Below are 17,706 nucleotides of genomic sequence, written 5' to 3'. Positions count from 1 at the left end.
TATTTAACTGTTTGCAACCCTTTCAGTGGGATGGCAAAGTAACCATTTTATTGGGCGTATTAACCGATACCTTGCAAGCAGTGCTGGGCAGTTATGTGGTTTACGCGGTATTAGCGATTGTAACGGCTTCCTTTATCGGGGCGCTGGCTGTTAAGGTTTTAAGACCCAATCTGCCCGCAGGCTCCATGTGGGCAAAGCTTTTTGATGTCGACTGGTTTTGGCTTGCTGCCCGCTTTTTGGGCCTACTGTTTGCGTGGATGATTTATTTACAAGTCGGCCCTGAATTTATCATCAATCGTAATACCGGCGGCGTGATTTTTGAAGACCTGATTCCTATTTTGATTCCTTTGTTCTTTTTTGCCATTTTATCCTTACCATTTCTCACAGATTTCGGTTTGATGGAATTTTTGGGTACTTTATCCAGCAAAGTCTTTGTTAAGTTATTTAGATTGCCGGGTCGCTCTGCGGTCGATGCCATGTCCTCTTGGTTTGGCGCCGCCTCTATTGGTCTGCTGGTGACCATGCAAGAGTATGATAAAAGCTACTATAGTCAGCGTGAAGCGGCAATTATTGCCACCACCTTTTCGGTGACGTCCATCGCCTTTACCTATGTCGTTGCCAAAACCATCGGCGTCGATAACAACTTTGTTTTCTTTTATCTGACCATTGCTGCAACTGGTTTTATCGCCGCGATTATTATGCCGCGTATACCGCCGCTGTCATTAAAACCTGACACTTATCATTCTGGCAAAAGTATGCTCGATGAAGAAATCCCTACTGAGTATTCTACTTACCAATGGGCGATCAATCGTGCCGTCACGCGCGCGCATTCTATGCCAAGCTTAGGGAAAGTGTTTAAGCATAGCCTAAAGAACTTATTTGATATTTATTTTGGCTTAATTCCAGTGATTTTTGCTATTGGCGTCATTGGTCTTGGTTTGGCAGAATACACGCCGGTATTTAATTGGCTCTCTGCGCCGCTCGTGCCATTACTTGAATTATTGCAAATTCCAGAGGCAGCAGAGGCAGCAGAGGCGGCACCGGCGATGATTATGGGCTTTGCCGATATGTACTTGCCAGCCTTGGTTGGTAAAAGTATCGAGAGTGAAATGACGCGTTTTATCGTTGGTGCAGCTTCTATTACCCAGATTATCTATATGTCTGAGGTGGGCGCGCTGATATTGAAATCAAACATCAAGCTGAACGTCTTAGAGCTGTTTATGATTTTTATCTTGCGGACGCTGATTAGCTTGGTGGTCATTACGTCAGTAGCGCACCTATTGTATTAGCCGTGATTGCAACGCCTCATTTTGGCATTAAAAAAGCAGCGAACATTTAGCGTAAAGATAGATTTATTCAATAATATAAGGCAACTAATCATCATGGAAATGACCAATTCTTTATCCTTAACGAGAGCCGCCGCTCAGCAAACTATGAAAAATGAAGTGAGGTTAAATGCCGCCTACATAGAGGGTGATTGGGTCACGATTGCAGCATCTGAATCAGTAGGTGAACATGCTTTATATGATCCAAATTCTGGCGAGGTCATTGCCACAACTCGTTTGTGTCGTAGCGCAGAGGTAGACAGCGCCGCTCATGCTGCGGCTCTTGCTTATCCGTCTTGGTCGCAAACCAGTGTCAATGAGCGCGCGCATTATTTACAGGCGATTGCAGATACGATGGCGCAGCAGTTTGAGAAGCTGGTTGCGTTGTCGGTATTGAATAATGGTAAGCCGATTGCAGAGGCGAAAATAGACGTGAGCGATGCCATTGCTTGTTATCGCTATTATGCCAATCTTATCAATGCGCAGACGACTTGGTCTAAGGTTGCTACAAATGAGACAGGCATCCGCTTATTAAAAACCTATGCACCCGTTGGTATTTGCGCCCTTATCGCGCCTTGGAACTTTCCGATGGTCACCACCGCTTGGAAACTAGCGCCCGCGCTGGCGGCAGGGTGTACTGTTATTCTCAAACCATCAGAGGTGACACTATTACCAGAGTTGATGCTGGGCAATATATTGTCTACTATTAAGCTGCCAAAAGGGGTGGTCAATATCCTACCGGGCGCAGCAGAAGTAGGTGCGGCGATGACCAGCCACCCGTTGATTGACAAAGTGTCTTTTACCGGCAGTAATGTCGTCGGTGAAAAAGTAATGCGCCAAGCAGCAACAGGTATCAAGGATATCAGTCTAGAGCTTGGTGGTAAGTCCGCTATCGTAGTGCGCGCAGATGCTGATATTGATTATGCCTGTGATTTAATCATCGGTGGTATCTTTACCAACGCCGGTCAGATTTGTTCTGCGACCTCAAGGCTGCTCGTCCATCAAGACATTGCGCAGTCGTTATTTGACGCACTGAAAACAAAAACAGAAAGCTTAAAAATAGGCGATGGTTTTGCTGTCGATACGCAAATGGGTCCATTGGTTAGCGCGCAACAACTTGCGCAAGTCAAAAAGTATATCGATATAGCAGTTGATGAAAATCTTATTTGCCTAACAGGTGGCGAGATACTAGACCGTCAAGGATATTTTGCAACGCCAACTATTTATACAGATGTACCAGTAAGCAGTCAGTTATGGACAGAAGAAGTATTTGGACCGGTATTGGTCAGTACCACCTTTGCAGACGATGCGCAGGCGGTTGAACTTACCAACGATAGTAAGTATGCCTTGGCAGCGACTATTATCAGCGCTAATGAGAGTGCAGCGCTAGAGATGGCGCTACAGATTCAAGCTGGTCATATTTGGGTTAACGAGCAGCAAATTGTAGTACCTGAAGCAGGTTGGGGCGGTTTTAAGCAAAGTGGCATTGGTCGCGAATTGGGTGCTGATGGCTTGTCTGCTTATCAGAAGAGTAAGCACGTTTTGCTACCGTCGTAATTGCTGATTTTATTGCGCTGTCAAAAAACCCCCTATATAGATATTTTATACAGGGGGTTTTGGTTAATGCTTAGCAATTAGTAATATGGTGAATAACCACTACCTACCACATCAAATCATCTGGAATAACATAAGCTGCATAAGGGTCATCTTCTGCCAGCTCGACCTCTGACTTGTCGTTCGACACCACAATAAAGCCTTCGAGCTTGGCGTTGATACGATCAGCTAGTGGACGAGGCAGCAGCGCATAATCGTCTTCTAAGCGCGCAATCACCACATGACCCGCTACGATTTGATCATAGAGCTTTTGGGAGATATAAATCTTTTTAATTTTGCCATTATCAACAAACTGATAAGTGATGTCACCCTGTGTTTCTGTGATTTGATGTTGCCTAATCATTTGGATAACGTTGGCTCTTAGCGTTTTTTCTTCTAAAAGCTGCTGTTTTTCTTGATTGAGCTTTTGGTCTTTTTCTATTTTTTTGGCTTGAGCGTCTGCCAAGGCTTTTTTGGCTTCAAGATTTGATGCGTCACCTGTGCGCTTGGCATGCTGTGACTGTTTGCTGATTTTTTTGGCTTTTTTGCTATCCACCAATCCAGCTTTTAAGAGTTGTTCTTGTAGGGCGTTTTTGGCCATGTCTGTATTACCTAAGTACCTAAGTGAAATTGCCTAGATCCAAAATTATAGTGTTTAAAAAGGTTATGGTAGCAAATTTTGTGCAGTACTGTCACAGTCTGGCGTAAAAATCGTTCATTACGCCTTAAAAGAATAATTTTAAAAAGTAATTGTACATAATATCTCTCACATAAGGTTTAAAGATAAAGAGCTAAGCTTTTATTCAAATTGTCAAAAAGACGCACCCACATCGTGAGTACGCTAAAAGCTATATAGGTGTAATATAAAAATACTTGAATAAAAATAGAGTTGAGTCAAATTTAGGTTGCTATAGGCGTATCTAAAGTTACTGGTTGTGCCTTGCTTGTTTTGCCATCCACTGCTGCGCTTAAATTCACAAGGAAAATAGCAGTGGCTGCAATTAATCCTGGTATCGCGATAAACAAGAAGTTTGTTTGATGGCTTAGCTCAAGGGTGAGTAGGGCTCCAGTTAAGATAGGACCTACGATAGCACCAATACGACCAATACCTGATGCCCAGCCCATAGCTGTTGTCCGTACACTCGTCGGATAATACTGTGCGACAAAGGTGTAGAGTAGTATCTGTGAGCCGATAGTCGTAGCGCCTGCAATCGCGATCAGAGTATATAGTACTAGCTGAGGGCTGTTATAGCCAAGCAGTATCAACGCCGCAGCGCCTAGGGCAAACATGATGGCTAAGACAGGTTTAAGATGAAATTTATCAGCCAGTATGCCGCCGCCGATAGCTCCCACCATGCCACCAATATTGAGTGCAAATAAGAACAGCATGCTTGCACCTAGTGAGTAACCCGCCTGAATCATTAGTTTTGGCAACCAACTAGCAAGGGCGTACACCATCAGTAAGCACATAAAGAAAGCGACCCAAAACATGATAGTAGTGAAACCACGATTTTTCAGAAATAAGGCTTTAATGGGTGCATCATCGCCTTTGGTCGGCTCGTCCAATAGCAAACTGGTAGAAGTGGTAATCGTTTCTTGCGGTGCCAATTTTTTAACAATAATTTTGGCTTCTTTATCTCGCTTCTCTTTTACCAAATACATCAAAGATTCAGGCAACATTTTCCAAATGATTGGTAAAAGTAGCATTGGAATGCCAGCGATATAAAACATAATCTCCCAGCCAAAATCTACCACCAAAAACGAGCCTAATAATGCCGATGCCATGCCTCCAATGGCATAACCACTAAACATTATAGCAACTAAAGTACTGCGAATACGTTTTGGTGCATATTCGGAGGTTAAAGCCACGCAGATAGGCATAACACCACCGATACCTAGGCCTGCAATAAAGCGCAAAGTGGCGAACTGTATTGGACCACCAGCAAAAGCACCAAGAAAAGTAAAGCTACTGAACAAGCCGACGCAAATCATAATGGTTTTTTTTCGACCTATTTTATCAGACAAAGTACCAAAAATCATGGCACCAAACATCATGCCAAAGAGTGCGGCGCTGGCCAGAAAGCCTGCTTGTACCGCGGTCAATGACCACTCCTCCATGAGTAACGGTAGAGCCACGCCATAAATAATAAGATCATAACCATCAAAGATAATGATCAGTAGACACCAAAACAGTACCTTCCAATGAAAAGGAGCAAATTTGGCTTCATCAATAACCCTATTGATGTTTAAAGTAGGTGAGTCCATTCTTTTTTCTCCGTGGGTAATATCCCTATAAGTCTTTATTAAGTTATTGTTTTCTATCAAGCAAGTCAAAAACCATCTGAGTATTAATTTATACCTATAAAGTATAGATTTTGACGTAACTTAATAAAGGGCGGTGACATGTGGTAAAAGAGAAAAGCACCTACATATCCTTTAGATATGCAGGTGCTTTTCTTAAACCAAATGAAAGATTTAAGCTCTTATTTGTTAGACTATTTTTTTATTACTAAAAAATCTGATGGTATCCGTAACTCTATTAGTCATGAAAATATTGTTTGATTAATTGATTGAACACGTCAGGCTGTTCAATATTTGAAATATGTGAAGCATCGATAGTCGCAAGCTTAGCATTAGGGATGTGTTCGACCATATATTGACCATCGGCAACCGTCGTCACTGGATCTTTAGAACCTGCAACCACCGTAACTGGCACGCGGATATCTTTTAGCTGTTCACGTGTATCAGCGTCAGATAATGCCTCGCAGCAGCTGGCATAACCCTCGCTACTGCCAGCTACGAGAGCGTCAGATAATGCTTTAACTACATCTGGATAATCATCGATAAAACTTGCTGTAAACCAACGCGAAGCAGCTGTCGATGCAATAGGTTCTAATCCTTTCTCACGTACCAATTTTGCCCGATCTACCCAAGCATCCTCATTGCCAATCTTCGCGGCGGTATTGCAAAGCATTAAGTGATGGAAGCGGTCAGGGTAATTGATAGCTAACCATTGACCCGTCATTCCGCCCATAGAGATGCCACAAAAAGACGCTTTATCGATGTTTAGATAATCAAGCAAATCAATAACGTCTTGTCCAAGCTGATCTAAACGATAAGGGCCTTTTGGTGCGGAAGATTTACCATGGCCACGGGTATCGTAGCAGATAATAAAGTAATCGTTTTGTAAGGCATCGATTTGCGGCTGCCACATATGATAGCTAGTGCCCAAAGAGTTAGAAAATATCAGAGCAGGATTGCTGCTATCGCCAAAAGTGGCATAGTTTAGGGCAACGTCTTTGTTGTCAAATATGGGCATCATTATTATCCTTTTTAATCATGGTAATGTCATTGCAGTAGTAATGGTGGGTGGTTTGAGCGATATTTATGAATAGCACTATCTAATCGTTGACAACCCGTTCAATAATCATCGCAATGCCTTGTCCAACCCCAATACACATCGAGCAAATAGCATAACGCTTATCAGTTTTCTCAAGTTGATTGAGTGCTGTTAAAATTAAACGTGCGCCTGAGGCACCGAGTGGATGACCAAGGGCAATGGCACCACCATTAGGGTTGACGCGCGCGCTGTCATCAGCTAACCCTAAGTCACGCGTACAAGCGAGAGCTTGAGCGGCAAAGGCTTCGTTTAATTCAATGACATCCATCTCATCAAGTGACAGTCCAGTTTTTACCAGTAGTTTTTTTATCGCTGGTGTTGGAGCAAAGCCCATAATACGTGGCTCAACGCCTACCGTAGTTGAGGCCACAATACGTGCACGCGGTTTTAGATTGAACTTTTTCACCGCTTGCTCTGATGCCACTAAAAAAGCCGCTGCGCCATCATTGATACCTGACGCATTGCCAGCCGTCACGGTGCCATCTGAGGTGACGATAGGGCGCAGTTTGGTCAACTTCTCAAGCGTGGTATCAGCGCGAGGGTGTTCATCGGTATCGACAGTGATAGGCTCGCCTTTGCGTTGCGGGATGCTGACTGGAGTAATCTCATCTTTGAAAAACCCTGCCTTTTGCGCCGCTGCGGTCCGTTGTTGACTACGTAGGGCAAAAGCATCTTGGTCAGCGCGATTGATATTGAATTGTTCTGCGACATTTTCAGCAGTTTGCGGCATGGTCTCCGTGCCATACAATTCGTCAAGCTTTGGATTGATAAAGCGCCAGCCCATGGTTGTATCTTCAAGCGTTTGACTACGATCAAAGGGTTTATTTGCTTTACCCATTACCAATGGCGCACGGCTCATGCTCTCAACGCCACCTGCGATAATCAAATCAGCTTCACCGGCTTTGATGGCGCGTGCCGCTATCGCTAACGCATCCATTGACGAGCCGCATAAGCGATTCACGGTAGTGGCAGGCACTTGATAAGGTAAGCCAGCTAGTAACGATGACATACGCCCGACGTTGCGATTGTCTTCACCGCTCTGATTAGCACAGCCGTAAATAACGTCATCTACTTGTACCCAATCGACATTGGCATTACGTTCCATTAACGCCTTGATAGGGATAGCTCCCAAATCGTCAGCGCGTATCTGTGCTAGAGCGCCGCCGTAGCGTCCAAAAGGGGTGCGAATGGCATCGATAATATAAGCATCATTTAAACCAGTGATTGAATCAGTCATCATCCTTGTCCTTTTTATTATTTTGAATTTGTAGCATCAATTAGCGTTGCACCCGTCAATGCTTGTAAGTCCGCAAAGCTTAAGCCATCGACCATTTCAGTGACGGCTAAACCTTTATCAGTGACATCAATGACACATAAGTCAGTATAAATGCGATCAACGCAGTTTTTGCCAGTCACGGGGTAGGTAAGCTTGCTAACGATTTTAGGGTCGCCAGTTTTGGTGGTGTGATTGGTCATCACAAAGACTTTTTTGGCACCGACGGCTAAATCCATAGCGCCGCCAACAGCAGGTATTGCATCTGGCGCACCCGTGCTCCAGTTGGCTAAGTCGCCATTGGCAGCCACTTGAAACGCACCCAATACGCAAATATCGATATGACCACCGCGCATCATGGCAAAAGAGTCGCCATGATGAAAGAAGCTGCCGCCATCGAGCATGGTGACGTACTCTTTTCCGGCATTAATCAGCTCGGGATCCTCTTCGCCTTTAGCAGGTGGGGGTCCAAAAGCTAATAAGCCGTTTTCTGAATGCAAAAATACATCTTTATCATCCGGTAAGTATTGCGCAATTTTAGTTGGTAGTCCGATGCCTAAATTGACATAGGCACCATCTGGAATATCTTGTGCAGCACGCTCGGCGATTTGATCGCGGGTCAAAACGGTGTAGGAAGTATGGCTCATGATGATGCTCCTTATAATTAGCAGTATTAAGCGGTGGCTGTAGTAGCTGTGTTAGAAAGTTAAGCGCTAGCAGATTCAGTGCTAGCAGGCTGAATTTGCACCACATGCTGCACAAAGATACCCGGTGTAATAATGTGTTCAGGATCAAGCGCGCCAAGCTCAACCGTTTCAGAGACTTGGGCGATAGTCACGTCAGCTGCCATTGCCATGATTGGACCAAAGTTACGCGCAGACTTGCGGTAGACTAAATTGCCCCAGCGGTCGCCTTTATCTGCCTTGATTAAAGCAAAATCAGCCTTGATCGGATATTCAAGGACATAGTCTTTACCATCGATTTCTCGAGTCTCTTTACCTTCTGCGAGTAAAGTGCCAAAGCCTGTGGGCGTATATACCGCACCGAGTCCCATACCTGCTGCTTGAATACGGCAAGCCAGATTACCCTGTGGTACTAGCTCCAGCTCAATCTTGCCAGCATGATAAAGCTCATCAAATACCCAAGAGTCCGATTGACGCGGGAAAGAGCAAATGATTTTACGCACAGCACCTGTTTTTAAGAGCTTGGCAAGGCCATGGTCGCCGTTACCGGCATTATTATTAATGATGACCAAATCCTTTACGCCTAAATTAATAAGTCCATCAATGAGTTCAGCGGGTTGACCCGCTGTGCCAAAGCCACCAATCATGATGGTGGCGCCATCTTTGATTTGACTAAGTACGTCAGTGATATTTTTCTCTGCTTTGTTAATCATGTTTATATCCTATAAAAAGTCATATGAGGTAGTGTCTTTAAAATTAATAAGTGGTACATGGGTTGGACTCATTGCTCTGACACTACTTAATTTTTTTCGTAAGAGACTTGCTCTTAATTGGCTTCATTATTAGAGGTCGTTAATGAGATAGATGATGTTGGTAGTAGGCGTTTTTTGGTCAGAATATAGTGAGCAATCATGCCAATAAGAATGCCCCAAAACACAGAGCTTAATCCCAAAAAGCTCATACCCGATGCTGTCGCCAAAAAGGTAATTAACGCTGCATCTCTTTGCTCATCATTTTTCATAGCAATGGTGATATTGGCAGAAATGGCACCGATTAATGCAAGGCCGGCCAGTGCCGCGACAAGCTCTTTTGGAAGCAAGCTAAATACCATCACGATACTGCCAGCAAATAAACCGCCAAATAAATAGAAGATGCCATTGGCGACACCTGCGATATAGCGCTTTTCCTTAAGTTCATGCGCATCTTTGCCAGTACAAAGCGCGGCTGTGATAGCGGCAAGTACGATAGTGATACCACCAACACATGCAACTGCTAACGAGGCGAGGCTTGTAACACTCACAATAGGCTTGGCTGGCGTGTCGTAACCGCTAAGATTTAAAATAGCCATACCGGGTAAGAATTGACCAGTTAAGCTCACAAGGATGAGTGGTATGGCGAGGTTAAACGTTGAGTTCCACGACCATTCAGGGGCAATAAAAGTAGGTATAGTGATAGCTAAATCGAAATTGACAGGGTTCATTTTGCCAAGTAAGACGCTTAAGATAACACCGCACAGTAGTACCCAAATCATCGTATAGCGCGGCGAAAAGCGTTTGGCTAATAAATAGCAACCGAGCATGCTAAAGACGATAAATGGCATGCTATCAGTGGCTTTAAATAATTCTAAGCCGAATTGAAATAGAATCCCTGCCATCATGCCAGCGGCGATACCGTTAGGAATCCATTTTAATATTTTGTCGAAGTAACCTGTTGCCCCCACGATAAATATGACAATCGCTGAGATGATATAACCGGCAACAGCTTCATTAATACTCATCTGTGGAAATAGGGTAACCAGTAAAGCGGTACCAGGGGCGGACCATGCTGTAATAACCGGTGTTTTATATTTAATGGATAAGTATATACCAGGAATGGCAGCACCGATGGAGATACCCCAAATCCAAGACGCTATCATGGCATCTGATACTTGTGCGGCTTGTGCGGCCTGAAAAAAAATAATTAAAGGCCCCGCATAAGAAATAAGAACCGCTAAGAACCCTGCAACCGATGCGGAGAGCGACCAGTCGCTTTTTAAGGTTTGGATTACAGAGGCCATATTGCTTCCTTGCAAATTAGCATTCGTTACGGGGTTGCAAATTAAGATGCATGCTACTAATTGGCAGATTTATTATTAGCCTTCGTCGCCACCGCCCACAGGAATGGTACTTCCAGTAATATAAGAAGACTCATCGGATGCTAAAAACAAGATGGCATTGACTTGCTCATCAATCGTGCCGTAGCGTTTCATAAAGGTGCGATCAATGGTCTGATCAACCACCGCATTCATCCATGATTTTTCATCATCAGTTAATGGTTTGGCGTTACGTGGAATCTTTCTGGGCGGCGCTTCAGTACCGCCAGTTGCTACAGCATTCACGCGTATACCATCGTTTGCATACTCAAAAGCGAGCGATGCGGTCATGGCGTTCACGCCGCCTTTCGCTGTCGAATAGGGTATGCGGTTAATACCGCGAGTAGCGATAGAGGACACATTAACAATAGTGCCTGATTGCTGTTTGACCATGGTTGGTAAAACAGCATGACAACACCATAATGTTGGAAATAATGAGCGGCTGATTTCCTTTTGGATTTCTGCTTCAGAGAAGCTGGTAAAAGGTTTCATCCATATTGCGCCGCCGACATTGTTGACCAATATATCGATACGCCCATAGCTATCAAGTGCCTTATCAACAGCCTCTTTAGCACCTTGATGGGTTTCAAGGTCAGCTTGAATGGTAATTGCCTCTCCACCATTAGCGATGATTTCAGCCAGCACCTCTTCTACTAATGGAGAAAAGTCTGCCATGACGATTTTTCCGCCTTCACTTGCTAAGCGTAATGCGACTCCGCGTCCGATGCCTTGAGCGGCACCGGTGACGATACATACTTTATTATCAAATCTTTTACTCATGACAGTCTCCTAAAAATCTTGCTCATGCTTTGCTAGTAGAGTAATACGGCTAAGCTATGTTATTGTTCACTGGGCGTGAATTTTTCATAGTAAAAATTGCACGGTTTTAGATTACTGCTGTCTAACCAATTACTCACCGCATCCACCATCCCTAACGGACCACACAAGTAGACATCGACGTCACCATCGTTCAGCCACTCATTATCAACATGACTGGTAACATAGCCTTTACGCTCATGACTACTGTCTTCAGCGGCGACACAGGTGCGGTAGTCAAACCAAGGGTGGTTTTGTTTGACTTCTTCTAGTTTCTCAACTTCTATCAGATCAAAGTCGTTGGTGACGCCGTAGACCATCCTGACAGGATGATGAGCACCAGACACTTCTAAGCTTTTTAGCATCGATAAAAAAGGTGCGATACCAGTACCACCTGCTAGAAATAGGGTCGGGCGGATTAGAGGGCGCAGGTAAAAGCTACCAAATGGACCCTCAAAATTAATCTCTTGACCTATAGTCGCAGTATCAGATAAAAAGGTGCTCATTTTGCCGTTAGGAATATTGCGGACGACAAATTCGGCCTGATTGGCACTAGGTATAGAGCTAAATGAATAGGAGCGTGTCTCGTTAGAATCAGGAATACTGACATTAACATACTGGCCTGGCAAAAATACTAGCGCATCTGGATTGTCGACTTCGACGCCAAAGTGAATGGTAGATTCTGACAGTACATTTAACTGTTGTAGTTTGCCTTTGAATACAGACTTGCCGACTTTGCAGGCTTCAGAGGAGGTTGGTACTTTGATCACGCAGTCGCTTTCTGGAATCATCTGACAGGTGAGTACATACCCTTCAGCAGCTTCAGCTTCAGTAAGGGCGTCTTCGATATACATATCAGGGTGCATGTCGTAGCTGCCAGATTCACAATGGCAACGGCAAGTACCGCAAGCACCATCAAGGCAATCCACAGGGATATTAAATTTTTGACGATAAGCGGCTTCAGCGACCGTTTCGTCGGCTTCACATTTGATGAAGCCTGTGACGCCGTCTTCGAACTGTAGAGCAATATTATATTCCATGAGAAATATCCCTTTTCAACACGTATTAATTAAAAGCTAGTGGCTAAATAATAAGTGAATAATGATTAGACGTGATAGACGTCCATGATTTGATGCACATAGTCGTCTTTTAAGACCACATACTTATCCAAAATTTTTGGTTGGTCTTGAGTCATGTCTATTTTGTACTGAGAGTAACCCCAATAGGTGTTGGTCTCGTGATAACGAAAGGACTTGTTGATCCAGTTGAAACGCACCGTCACAATACCGTCATTGTCTTCGAGTAGTTCAATATTCGATAAATTGTGCGTGGTACGCGTATCAGGAATGGTCGCTGATGAGCGCTCAGTCTCGATGCGGAAGATGCGATCTTCAAGACCACGGCGGTCCGGATAATAAATCAGCGAGATTTCTCGTTGTGGGTCGCTGATGAGCTGACCATCATCATCCCAACTTGGCATCCAGAAAGGGCAGTCTTCATCGTAATAAGTGAGCCATTCTTCCCATTTTTTCTCATCCAATAAACGCGCTTCACGGTATAGAAACTGTCTAATGTCTTCAATGTTAACAGTTGCATTTTTCATGATTGATATCCTTATTTTTTTGTCAGTTCTACAATAAATAGCAGAGTAATAATAAAAATGTATTAGTCGCTATTAGCACCGTGTAGCTGCTGCTCTTGCTCTAGAGCTTTTTTCATTTCTTCATGCCAGTAGCGATGTTGGACGGTATATAGCCCTTCATCTTCAGTCTTAACACCACTCATTAAAGGTTTGAGGTCAATAGCGGCAGCGCCTTCATCTGCCCCTTGAATCCAGTGCTCGGAGCCTCGGCACATATCATTCCATTCAAGCTTGATACCGTTATAACCTTCTTGACACGAGCGGAACTCTTCTAAGTCATCAGGTGTTGCCATACCAGTAACGTTAAAGAAATCTTCATACTGACGGATACGGCGTGCACGTGCCTCATCGCTTTCGCCTTTTGGTGCGATACACCAGATACTGACTTCAGTTTTGTCAACCGCGATAGGGCGGAGCACACGAATTTGTGAGCTGAACTGATCCATGATGTAGACGTTTGGATATAGGCATAAGTTACGTGAGCGTCCAATCATCCAGTCCGCCATTGCTTCACCGTATTTAGCGACATAGTCATCGCGATAAGCATAGTTTGGACGGTCCTGTGGGTTTTCCCACTGTGTCCATAACAGCATGTGTCCGTTTTCAAAGGAGTAGAAACCGCCACCTTGACGTCCCCATTTTCCAGCGTTCATGGCTTTGATGTTGTCTTCTTTAGCCGCTTCTTCTTTACGGCGAGCAGTTGTCGCAGCGTAGTTCCAATGCACGGCTGAAACGTGATAACCATCAGCGCCGTTTTCAGCTTGCAGCTTCCAGTTGCCGTCAAAGGTATACGTCGAGGTGCCACGTAGTACTTCTAGACCTTCTGGAGATTGATTGACAATCATGTCAAGAATTTTAGTCGAACCGCCAAGCCATTCTTCGATAGGCTGGACGTCATCATTTAAGCTGGCAAAGATAAAGCCTTTATAATTGGCTATCTTCACTTGTTTTAGGTCGTGTGAACCGTCTTTGTTGAATATCTCAGGATAACCTGCGCCGCGTGGGTCTTTTACTTTAAGCAGCTTGCCTGTGTTGTTAAAAGTCCAGCCGTGGAATGGGCAAGTGTAAGTGGCTTTATTACCCTTTTTATGACGGCATAACTGCGCGCCGCGGTGGGAACAAGCGTTGATCATACAATGCAGCTCGCCTTCTTTATTTCGAGCAAGAATGACTGGCTGACGACCAATGTATGAAGTGTAATAATCGTTGTTATCCGGAACTTGAGTTTCATGCGCCAAATACACCCAATTGCTCTCAAAGATGTATTTCATCTCAAGCTCAAACAGCTCTTCGTTGGTGAAGGCGCTACGATGCAGGCGATAAATCCCCTTTTCACTGTTTTCCTCTAAAAAACCATCGATAGAGATGTCTGATTTCTCAGGTACTAGATTGATACGTTCGCTCATGGCTGTCTTCCTTGCAATTGTGCTTTTAGCGGATAAAAAATGTAGTTAAGTGATGGCTCGATACCACAATTACTGTAGTATCAAGTTTATTAGCAATTATCAGCAGTTGCCGTGACGGCCAATTGCGTTAAGTATTTGCTTGCCAGACTCCAATTTGAGTACGTTCCATGATACTCTCCCTTGATTTGGCCTGGGGTTTAATCCTGGGACTCGGGTTGTTTCTGCTGTTGGGGGTAGGTTAGCAGGGACCTAAAAAGCCTTATTATCTAACCGTTTAATGTTTAAAAAATACTTATCAAAAATAACTAACTGTCGTCATCACGAATTGATGAAGGGTGACGCAACAATGGTGTGACCTCAACTTTCATATATGGATAAAGAGGGAGTGACATCATGATGTCATGTAGCTCTTCATTACTCTCAACATCAAAGATACTGAAGTTAGAGTACTGACCGGCTATGCGCCAAATATGACGCCATTTACCTTGCTCTTGGAGCTTTTGTGACAGCGCTTTTTCGGTGGCTTTAAGCTCGTTGACCTTGTCGGCGTCCATATCTGTTGGGATTAAGACATCCATTCTGACGTGGTATAACATAATTATTTCCTTATATTTGATGACGGGTAATTTTTTTAGCTGTTACAGCATTTCAGTTTGAGCATTAGTGGCAAATTGCGGCTTCGATGATTTAAGTGAATTATTGATTGCTTGTTTGGCGTAGTGATAGACTTTATCGCTATCTACTTCGATACCAAGACCTGCGTCCGTAGGTACATTTAACCCAAAATTTTGATAATCAAGAGGCTGTACTAAAACGTCTTCGGTTAATAACAACGGACCAAACAGTTCGGTGTCAAAATTTAGACTGGGATAGGTTGAGAATACATGAGCTGAGGCCACCGTACCGATAGGCCCTTCAAGCATAGTGCCGCCATACAGCTCGATACCTGCTAGATGTGCCATTTGTCCAATAAGACAAGCTGCTCTCAATCCGCCTGCTTGATTAATTTTTACCGCAAAGACATCAGCATAATGATCTGCTGCTAAATGAAAGGCATTCTGAGGATCTTGGACAATTTCATCCGCCATAATCGCCACATCAAAGCGATCAGTTAAACGTTTTAGAGCGGCTTTATTACGCATTGATATAGGTTGTTCTATTAAATCAATGCCTCCAGCTTGTAATAGGCTAATACCTTGCATTGCCTCAAGTTCTGTCCAAGCCTGATTGACATCAACGGTAATGCGGCAATTAGGCAAGGCTGCTTTTATGGCTAATACGTGGGCCACATCATCAGTAATCGGATTGCTACCGATTTTTAATTTAAAAATGCGATGGCGCTTTTGCTCAATCATGCGCTTAGCTTCGGCGATATCGGTCGCTGTATTGCCGCTGGCAAGCGTCCAAGCCACTTCGATACGGTCACGAACACGACCACCAACCAGCTCACTTACTGGTAGGTTTAGGCGTTTACCTTCAATGTCAAGTAGGGCAGTTTCGATGGCACACTTTGCAAAGCGGTTGCCATTGATATGAAGACTTAGCAGCTGCATAGCTTTTGCTGGACTAGTCGGCTGCTCTTTTAATAAAAGAGGGGTAAAGTAGGTATCGATATTAGTTTTGATGCTATGAGGGCTTTCTTCTGCGTAGCTTAGGCCGCCAATGGTGGTCGCTTCGCCCCAACCTTCGTAGCCATCTTCTGTTTGAATGTGTACCAAGACCAAGACTTGTTCGTTCATAACGGTACAAGCGAGCTTATGAGCCCTTATAGTAGGTATTGGTACCAATAAAGTATTAATTGAACGAATCATGACAGTCCCTATTGAATAGATGATGCTTCCTTATGCTTAATAAGAACTATAGTTATTAGATAACGACATGTCTAAGACCTATTTTGTCTGATATTGATACCTTTTGGGTATTTTGATAATCAACCTTCACCGTGTTATGTTCTTTAGGTATCGATAGGCTTATAGGTCACTCAAGGAATAACATTCAATGGAATTGAGACATTTACGCTACTTTGTAGCGGTGGCAGAGGAAAAAAGTTTTAATAAGGCAGCAGAGCGTTTGTTTATTTCACAGCCCCCACTGAGCCGTCAGATAAAACAGTTGGAAGAAGAGATCGGCGTCACGCTCATTGATAGGGACAATCGCCCTTTAAAACTTACTGAAGCTGGCGAGTTTTTTTATGATCATGCTCTGCAGATAATAAAAAAATCAGATGATCTGCGTGCTATGACTTTTCGTAAGGGTAATTTTGACAACTCACTCTCTATAGGTTTTGTATCGTCGATATTATATGGCATATTGCCAAAAGTGATTGCGCGCTTCAGAGAGGTCTATCCAAATATAGAAATTAAGTTATATGAATTAAACTCTTGGCAGCAAACACAAAGCTTGGTAGAGGGTAAAATAGATGTTGGTTATGGAAGGTTATTATTCGAAGACGCTTCTATTAGGCGATTACTATTAAGAGAGGAGAGCTTAGTTGTAGCTGTTCCTGTTAAACATCGTTTGGCACAAGAGAAGCAAAAGAGCATTCGTTTAATGGATTTAACCAATGAAAATTTATTGTTATATCCAATGGCACCTCGTCCTAGCTTTATTGATTTTGTCTTAGAGCTCTTTGAGTCACGCAATCTAAAAGCAAACTATTTTACTGAAGTACGTGAGCTGCATATTGCTTTAGGATTAGTAGCAGCAGGTGAGGGCTTGACTATTGTACCAAAAACGCTTGAGCATCTACGGAGTCAGGAAGTGACTTATATTCCTTTCGAGGACGGGCTTTTAACCTCGCCTATTGTTATGAGTGTGAGGCATTTTGACAAATCAGAGCTATTAAAAACATTGTTGGAGGTGACTTATCAGATTTATGATGAAGAAGGGTTTGATTATAAGCCTGAAAAAATTTAAGAAGATCAATTGCTTATTAATAATCTTAATATGAACTCATAATAGGATAGTTTTATGCCAGAATTCCATTACAAACCCGAAACAGGCCCGGCGGAAGTAGCACGGCTCGTTTGTGGTAGCCCTTATTATAATCGTCGTGAATACGATTTTTCTGAACTAGAAGACTGACTATAAAGAGCTGATAAAGGTTTAACGCATGCTTAAGTAGCATTATAAATCTGCAACTTCTAAAGTTGAACTATTTTTAAATTATCAAAGAGTAAGTGCTTTGAAAGAGTGTGCTAAGCTTGGGTTTGCTAACTTACCCTAATATGATTATTCGTTTACCAGATTCCGTTATGCGCTTGATGCAGCATATCTCAACGATATCTAAGTATAAGGTCCGCCACAGTCTTATACATTCTGAAAACCTTGAAAATACCATAAAAAGAGGCTTGTCGTATCGCTGCGAACAAGCCTTTTTTTATGAAAGATAAGGAACAGTCTTAGGGTTGCAAAAAGTTAAATAAAACATATACAAA

General features: G+C 43.4%; 16 protein-coding genes. 3 read left to right on the top strand and 13 right to left on the bottom strand.

The features are described from left to right. Positions 1 to 1,289: YjiH family protein (locus B3R91_RS11030; protein WP_286797647.1), on the top strand; the 1,289-nt coding region annotated here is incomplete at its 5' end. Between the two features lie 93 nt (positions 1,290 to 1,382). After that, entirely contained in the window at positions 1,383 to 2,882 is a 1,500-nt protein-coding gene (locus tag B3R91_RS11025; protein WP_286797646.1) for an aldehyde dehydrogenase family protein, read from the top strand. A 103-nt stretch (positions 2,883 to 2,985) separates the two neighbouring features. Here B3R91_RS11025 and B3R91_RS11020 read toward each other — a convergent pair whose 3' ends face one another. The 13 genes from B3R91_RS11020 to B3R91_RS10960 all read right to left on the bottom strand — a co-directional run bounded on the left by B3R91_RS11020 (position 2,986) and on the right by B3R91_RS10960 (position 16,080). Then, a complete protein-coding gene (locus B3R91_RS11020; RefSeq protein WP_102076920.1) occupies positions 2,986 to 3,519 on the bottom strand; it encodes a DUF2058 domain-containing protein in 534 nt (177 codons plus the stop codon). Positions 3,520 to 3,818: 299 nt separating this feature from the next. After that, positions 3,819 to 5,183, bottom strand: coding sequence for an MFS transporter (locus B3R91_RS11015; RefSeq protein ID WP_286797644.1), 1,365 nt, complete (start codon positions 5,181 to 5,183; stop codon positions 3,819 to 3,821). A 274-nt stretch (positions 5,184 to 5,457) separates the two neighbouring features. Beyond that, the gene (gene pcaD / locus B3R91_RS11010; RefSeq protein WP_102076543.1) at positions 5,458 to 6,237 is read right to left on the bottom strand and encodes a 3-oxoadipate enol-lactonase; all 780 of its coding nucleotides are present in this window, start codon (positions 6,235 to 6,237) and stop codon (positions 5,458 to 5,460) included. Between the two features lie 82 nt (positions 6,238 to 6,319). After that, entirely contained in the window at positions 6,320 to 7,555 is a 1,236-nt protein-coding gene (pcaF, locus tag B3R91_RS11005; RefSeq protein ID WP_286797648.1) for a 3-oxoadipyl-CoA thiolase, read from the bottom strand. Between the two features lie 17 nt (positions 7,556 to 7,572). Further along, positions 7,573 to 8,238, bottom strand: a complete 666-nt coding sequence (locus B3R91_RS11000) for a 3-oxoacid CoA-transferase subunit B (protein ID WP_286797643.1) — start codon at positions 8,236 to 8,238, stop codon at positions 7,573 to 7,575. A 59-nt stretch (positions 8,239 to 8,297) separates the two neighbouring features. Next, positions 8,298 to 8,987 carry a 3-oxoacid CoA-transferase subunit A gene (locus tag B3R91_RS10995; RefSeq protein WP_286797642.1) on the bottom strand — a complete coding sequence of 230 codons (690 nt, stop codon included), beginning with the start codon at positions 8,985 to 8,987 and terminating at the stop codon, positions 8,298 to 8,300. 113 nt (positions 8,988 to 9,100) lie between these two features. Further along, positions 9,101 to 10,330 (bottom strand): benzoate/H(+) symporter BenE, encoded by a 1,230-nt coding sequence (benE, locus tag B3R91_RS10990; RefSeq protein ID WP_286797640.1) that lies wholly within the window; start codon positions 10,328 to 10,330, stop codon positions 9,101 to 9,103. A gap of 75 nt (positions 10,331 to 10,405) precedes the next feature. Next, positions 10,406 to 11,185, bottom strand: a complete 780-nt coding sequence (locus tag B3R91_RS10985; RefSeq protein WP_286797639.1) for a 1,6-dihydroxycyclohexa-2,4-diene-1-carboxylate dehydrogenase — start codon at positions 11,183 to 11,185, stop codon at positions 10,406 to 10,408. 59 nt (positions 11,186 to 11,244) lie between these two features. Then, positions 11,245 to 12,261 carry a benzoate 1,2-dioxygenase electron transfer component BenC gene (gene benC / locus B3R91_RS10980; RefSeq protein WP_286797638.1) on the bottom strand — a complete coding sequence of 339 codons (1,017 nt, stop codon included), beginning with the start codon at positions 12,259 to 12,261 and terminating at the stop codon, positions 11,245 to 11,247. A gap of 65 nt (positions 12,262 to 12,326) precedes the next feature. Beyond that, positions 12,327 to 12,824: a benzoate 1,2-dioxygenase small subunit gene (gene benB / locus B3R91_RS10975; RefSeq protein WP_020443471.1), complete on the bottom strand. Its 498-nt coding sequence runs from the start codon at positions 12,822 to 12,824 to the stop codon at positions 12,327 to 12,329. 62 nt (positions 12,825 to 12,886) lie between these two features. Continuing rightward, entirely contained in the window at positions 12,887 to 14,269 is a 1,383-nt protein-coding gene (gene benA / locus B3R91_RS10970) for a benzoate 1,2-dioxygenase large subunit (RefSeq protein ID WP_286797636.1), read from the bottom strand. Positions 14,270 to 14,574: 305 nt separating this feature from the next. Next, on the bottom strand, positions 14,575 to 14,865 hold the full coding sequence (catC, locus tag B3R91_RS10965) for a muconolactone Delta-isomerase (protein WP_286797635.1): 291 nt from the start codon (positions 14,863 to 14,865) through the stop codon (positions 14,575 to 14,577). A gap of 42 nt (positions 14,866 to 14,907) precedes the next feature. After that, positions 14,908 to 16,080, bottom strand: coding sequence for a muconate/chloromuconate family cycloisomerase (locus tag B3R91_RS10960; RefSeq protein ID WP_286797634.1), 1,173 nt, complete (start codon positions 16,078 to 16,080; stop codon positions 14,908 to 14,910). Positions 16,081 to 16,267: 187 nt separating this feature from the next. Here B3R91_RS10960 and B3R91_RS10955 point away from each other — a divergent pair, with 187 nt between their 5' ends. Further along, entirely contained in the window at positions 16,268 to 17,185 is a 918-nt protein-coding gene (locus B3R91_RS10955) for a LysR family transcriptional regulator (protein WP_286797633.1), read from the top strand. The last annotated feature ends 521 nt before the right edge of the window (positions 17,186 to 17,706 follow it).

This window comes from Psychrobacter sp. UBA6291, from assembly GCF_002439405.1.
In the GTDB taxonomy this organism is placed as follows: domain Bacteria; phylum Pseudomonadota; class Gammaproteobacteria; order Pseudomonadales; family Moraxellaceae; genus Psychrobacter; species Psychrobacter faecalis.
Note: the sequence above shows the minus strand (reverse complement) of the source record. Positions and strands in the feature narration are given on the sequence as shown.

What these genes read in the sequence shown, in the direction of transcription:
- B3R91_RS11025 (WP_286797646.1), top strand. Translation starts at nt 1,383, where the DNA reads ATGGAAATGACCAATTCTTTATCCTTAACGAGAGCCGCCGCTCAGCAA.
- B3R91_RS11020 (WP_102076920.1), bottom strand. Translation starts at nt 3,519, where the DNA reads ATGGCCAAAAACGCCCTACAAGAACAACTCTTAAAAGCTGGATTGGTG.
- B3R91_RS11015 (WP_286797644.1), bottom strand. Translation starts at nt 5,183, where the DNA reads ATGGACTCACCTACTTTAAACATCAATAGGGTTATTGATGAAGCCAAA.
- pcaD (WP_102076543.1), bottom strand. Translation starts at nt 6,237, where the DNA reads ATGCCCATATTTGACAACAAAGACGTTGCCCTAAACTATGCCACTTTT.
- pcaF (WP_286797648.1), bottom strand. Translation starts at nt 7,555, where the DNA reads ATGACTGATTCAATCACTGGTTTAAATGATGCTTATATTATCGATGCC.
- B3R91_RS11000 (WP_286797643.1), bottom strand. Translation starts at nt 8,238, where the DNA reads ATGAGCCATACTTCCTACACCGTTTTGACCCGCGATCAAATCGCCGAG.
- B3R91_RS10995 (WP_286797642.1), bottom strand. Translation starts at nt 8,987, where the DNA reads ATGATTAACAAAGCAGAGAAAAATATCACTGACGTACTTAGTCAAATC.
- benE (WP_286797640.1), bottom strand. Translation starts at nt 10,330, where the DNA reads ATGGCCTCTGTAATCCAAACCTTAAAAAGCGACTGGTCGCTCTCCGCA.
- B3R91_RS10985 (WP_286797639.1), bottom strand. Translation starts at nt 11,185, where the DNA reads ATGAGTAAAAGATTTGATAATAAAGTATGTATCGTCACCGGTGCCGCT.
- benC (WP_286797638.1), bottom strand. Translation starts at nt 12,261, where the DNA reads ATGGAATATAATATTGCTCTACAGTTCGAAGACGGCGTCACAGGCTTC.
- benB (WP_020443471.1), bottom strand. Translation starts at nt 12,824, where the DNA reads ATGAAAAATGCAACTGTTAACATTGAAGACATTAGACAGTTTCTATAC.
- benA (WP_286797636.1), bottom strand. Translation starts at nt 14,269, where the DNA reads ATGAGCGAACGTATCAATCTAGTACCTGAGAAATCAGACATCTCTATC.
- catC (WP_286797635.1), bottom strand. Translation starts at nt 14,865, where the DNA reads ATGTTATACCACGTCAGAATGGATGTCTTAATCCCAACAGATATGGAC.
- B3R91_RS10960 (WP_286797634.1), bottom strand. Translation starts at nt 16,080, where the DNA reads ATGATTCGTTCAATTAATACTTTATTGGTACCAATACCTACTATAAGG.
- B3R91_RS10955 (WP_286797633.1), top strand. Translation starts at nt 16,268, where the DNA reads ATGGAATTGAGACATTTACGCTACTTTGTAGCGGTGGCAGAGGAAAAA.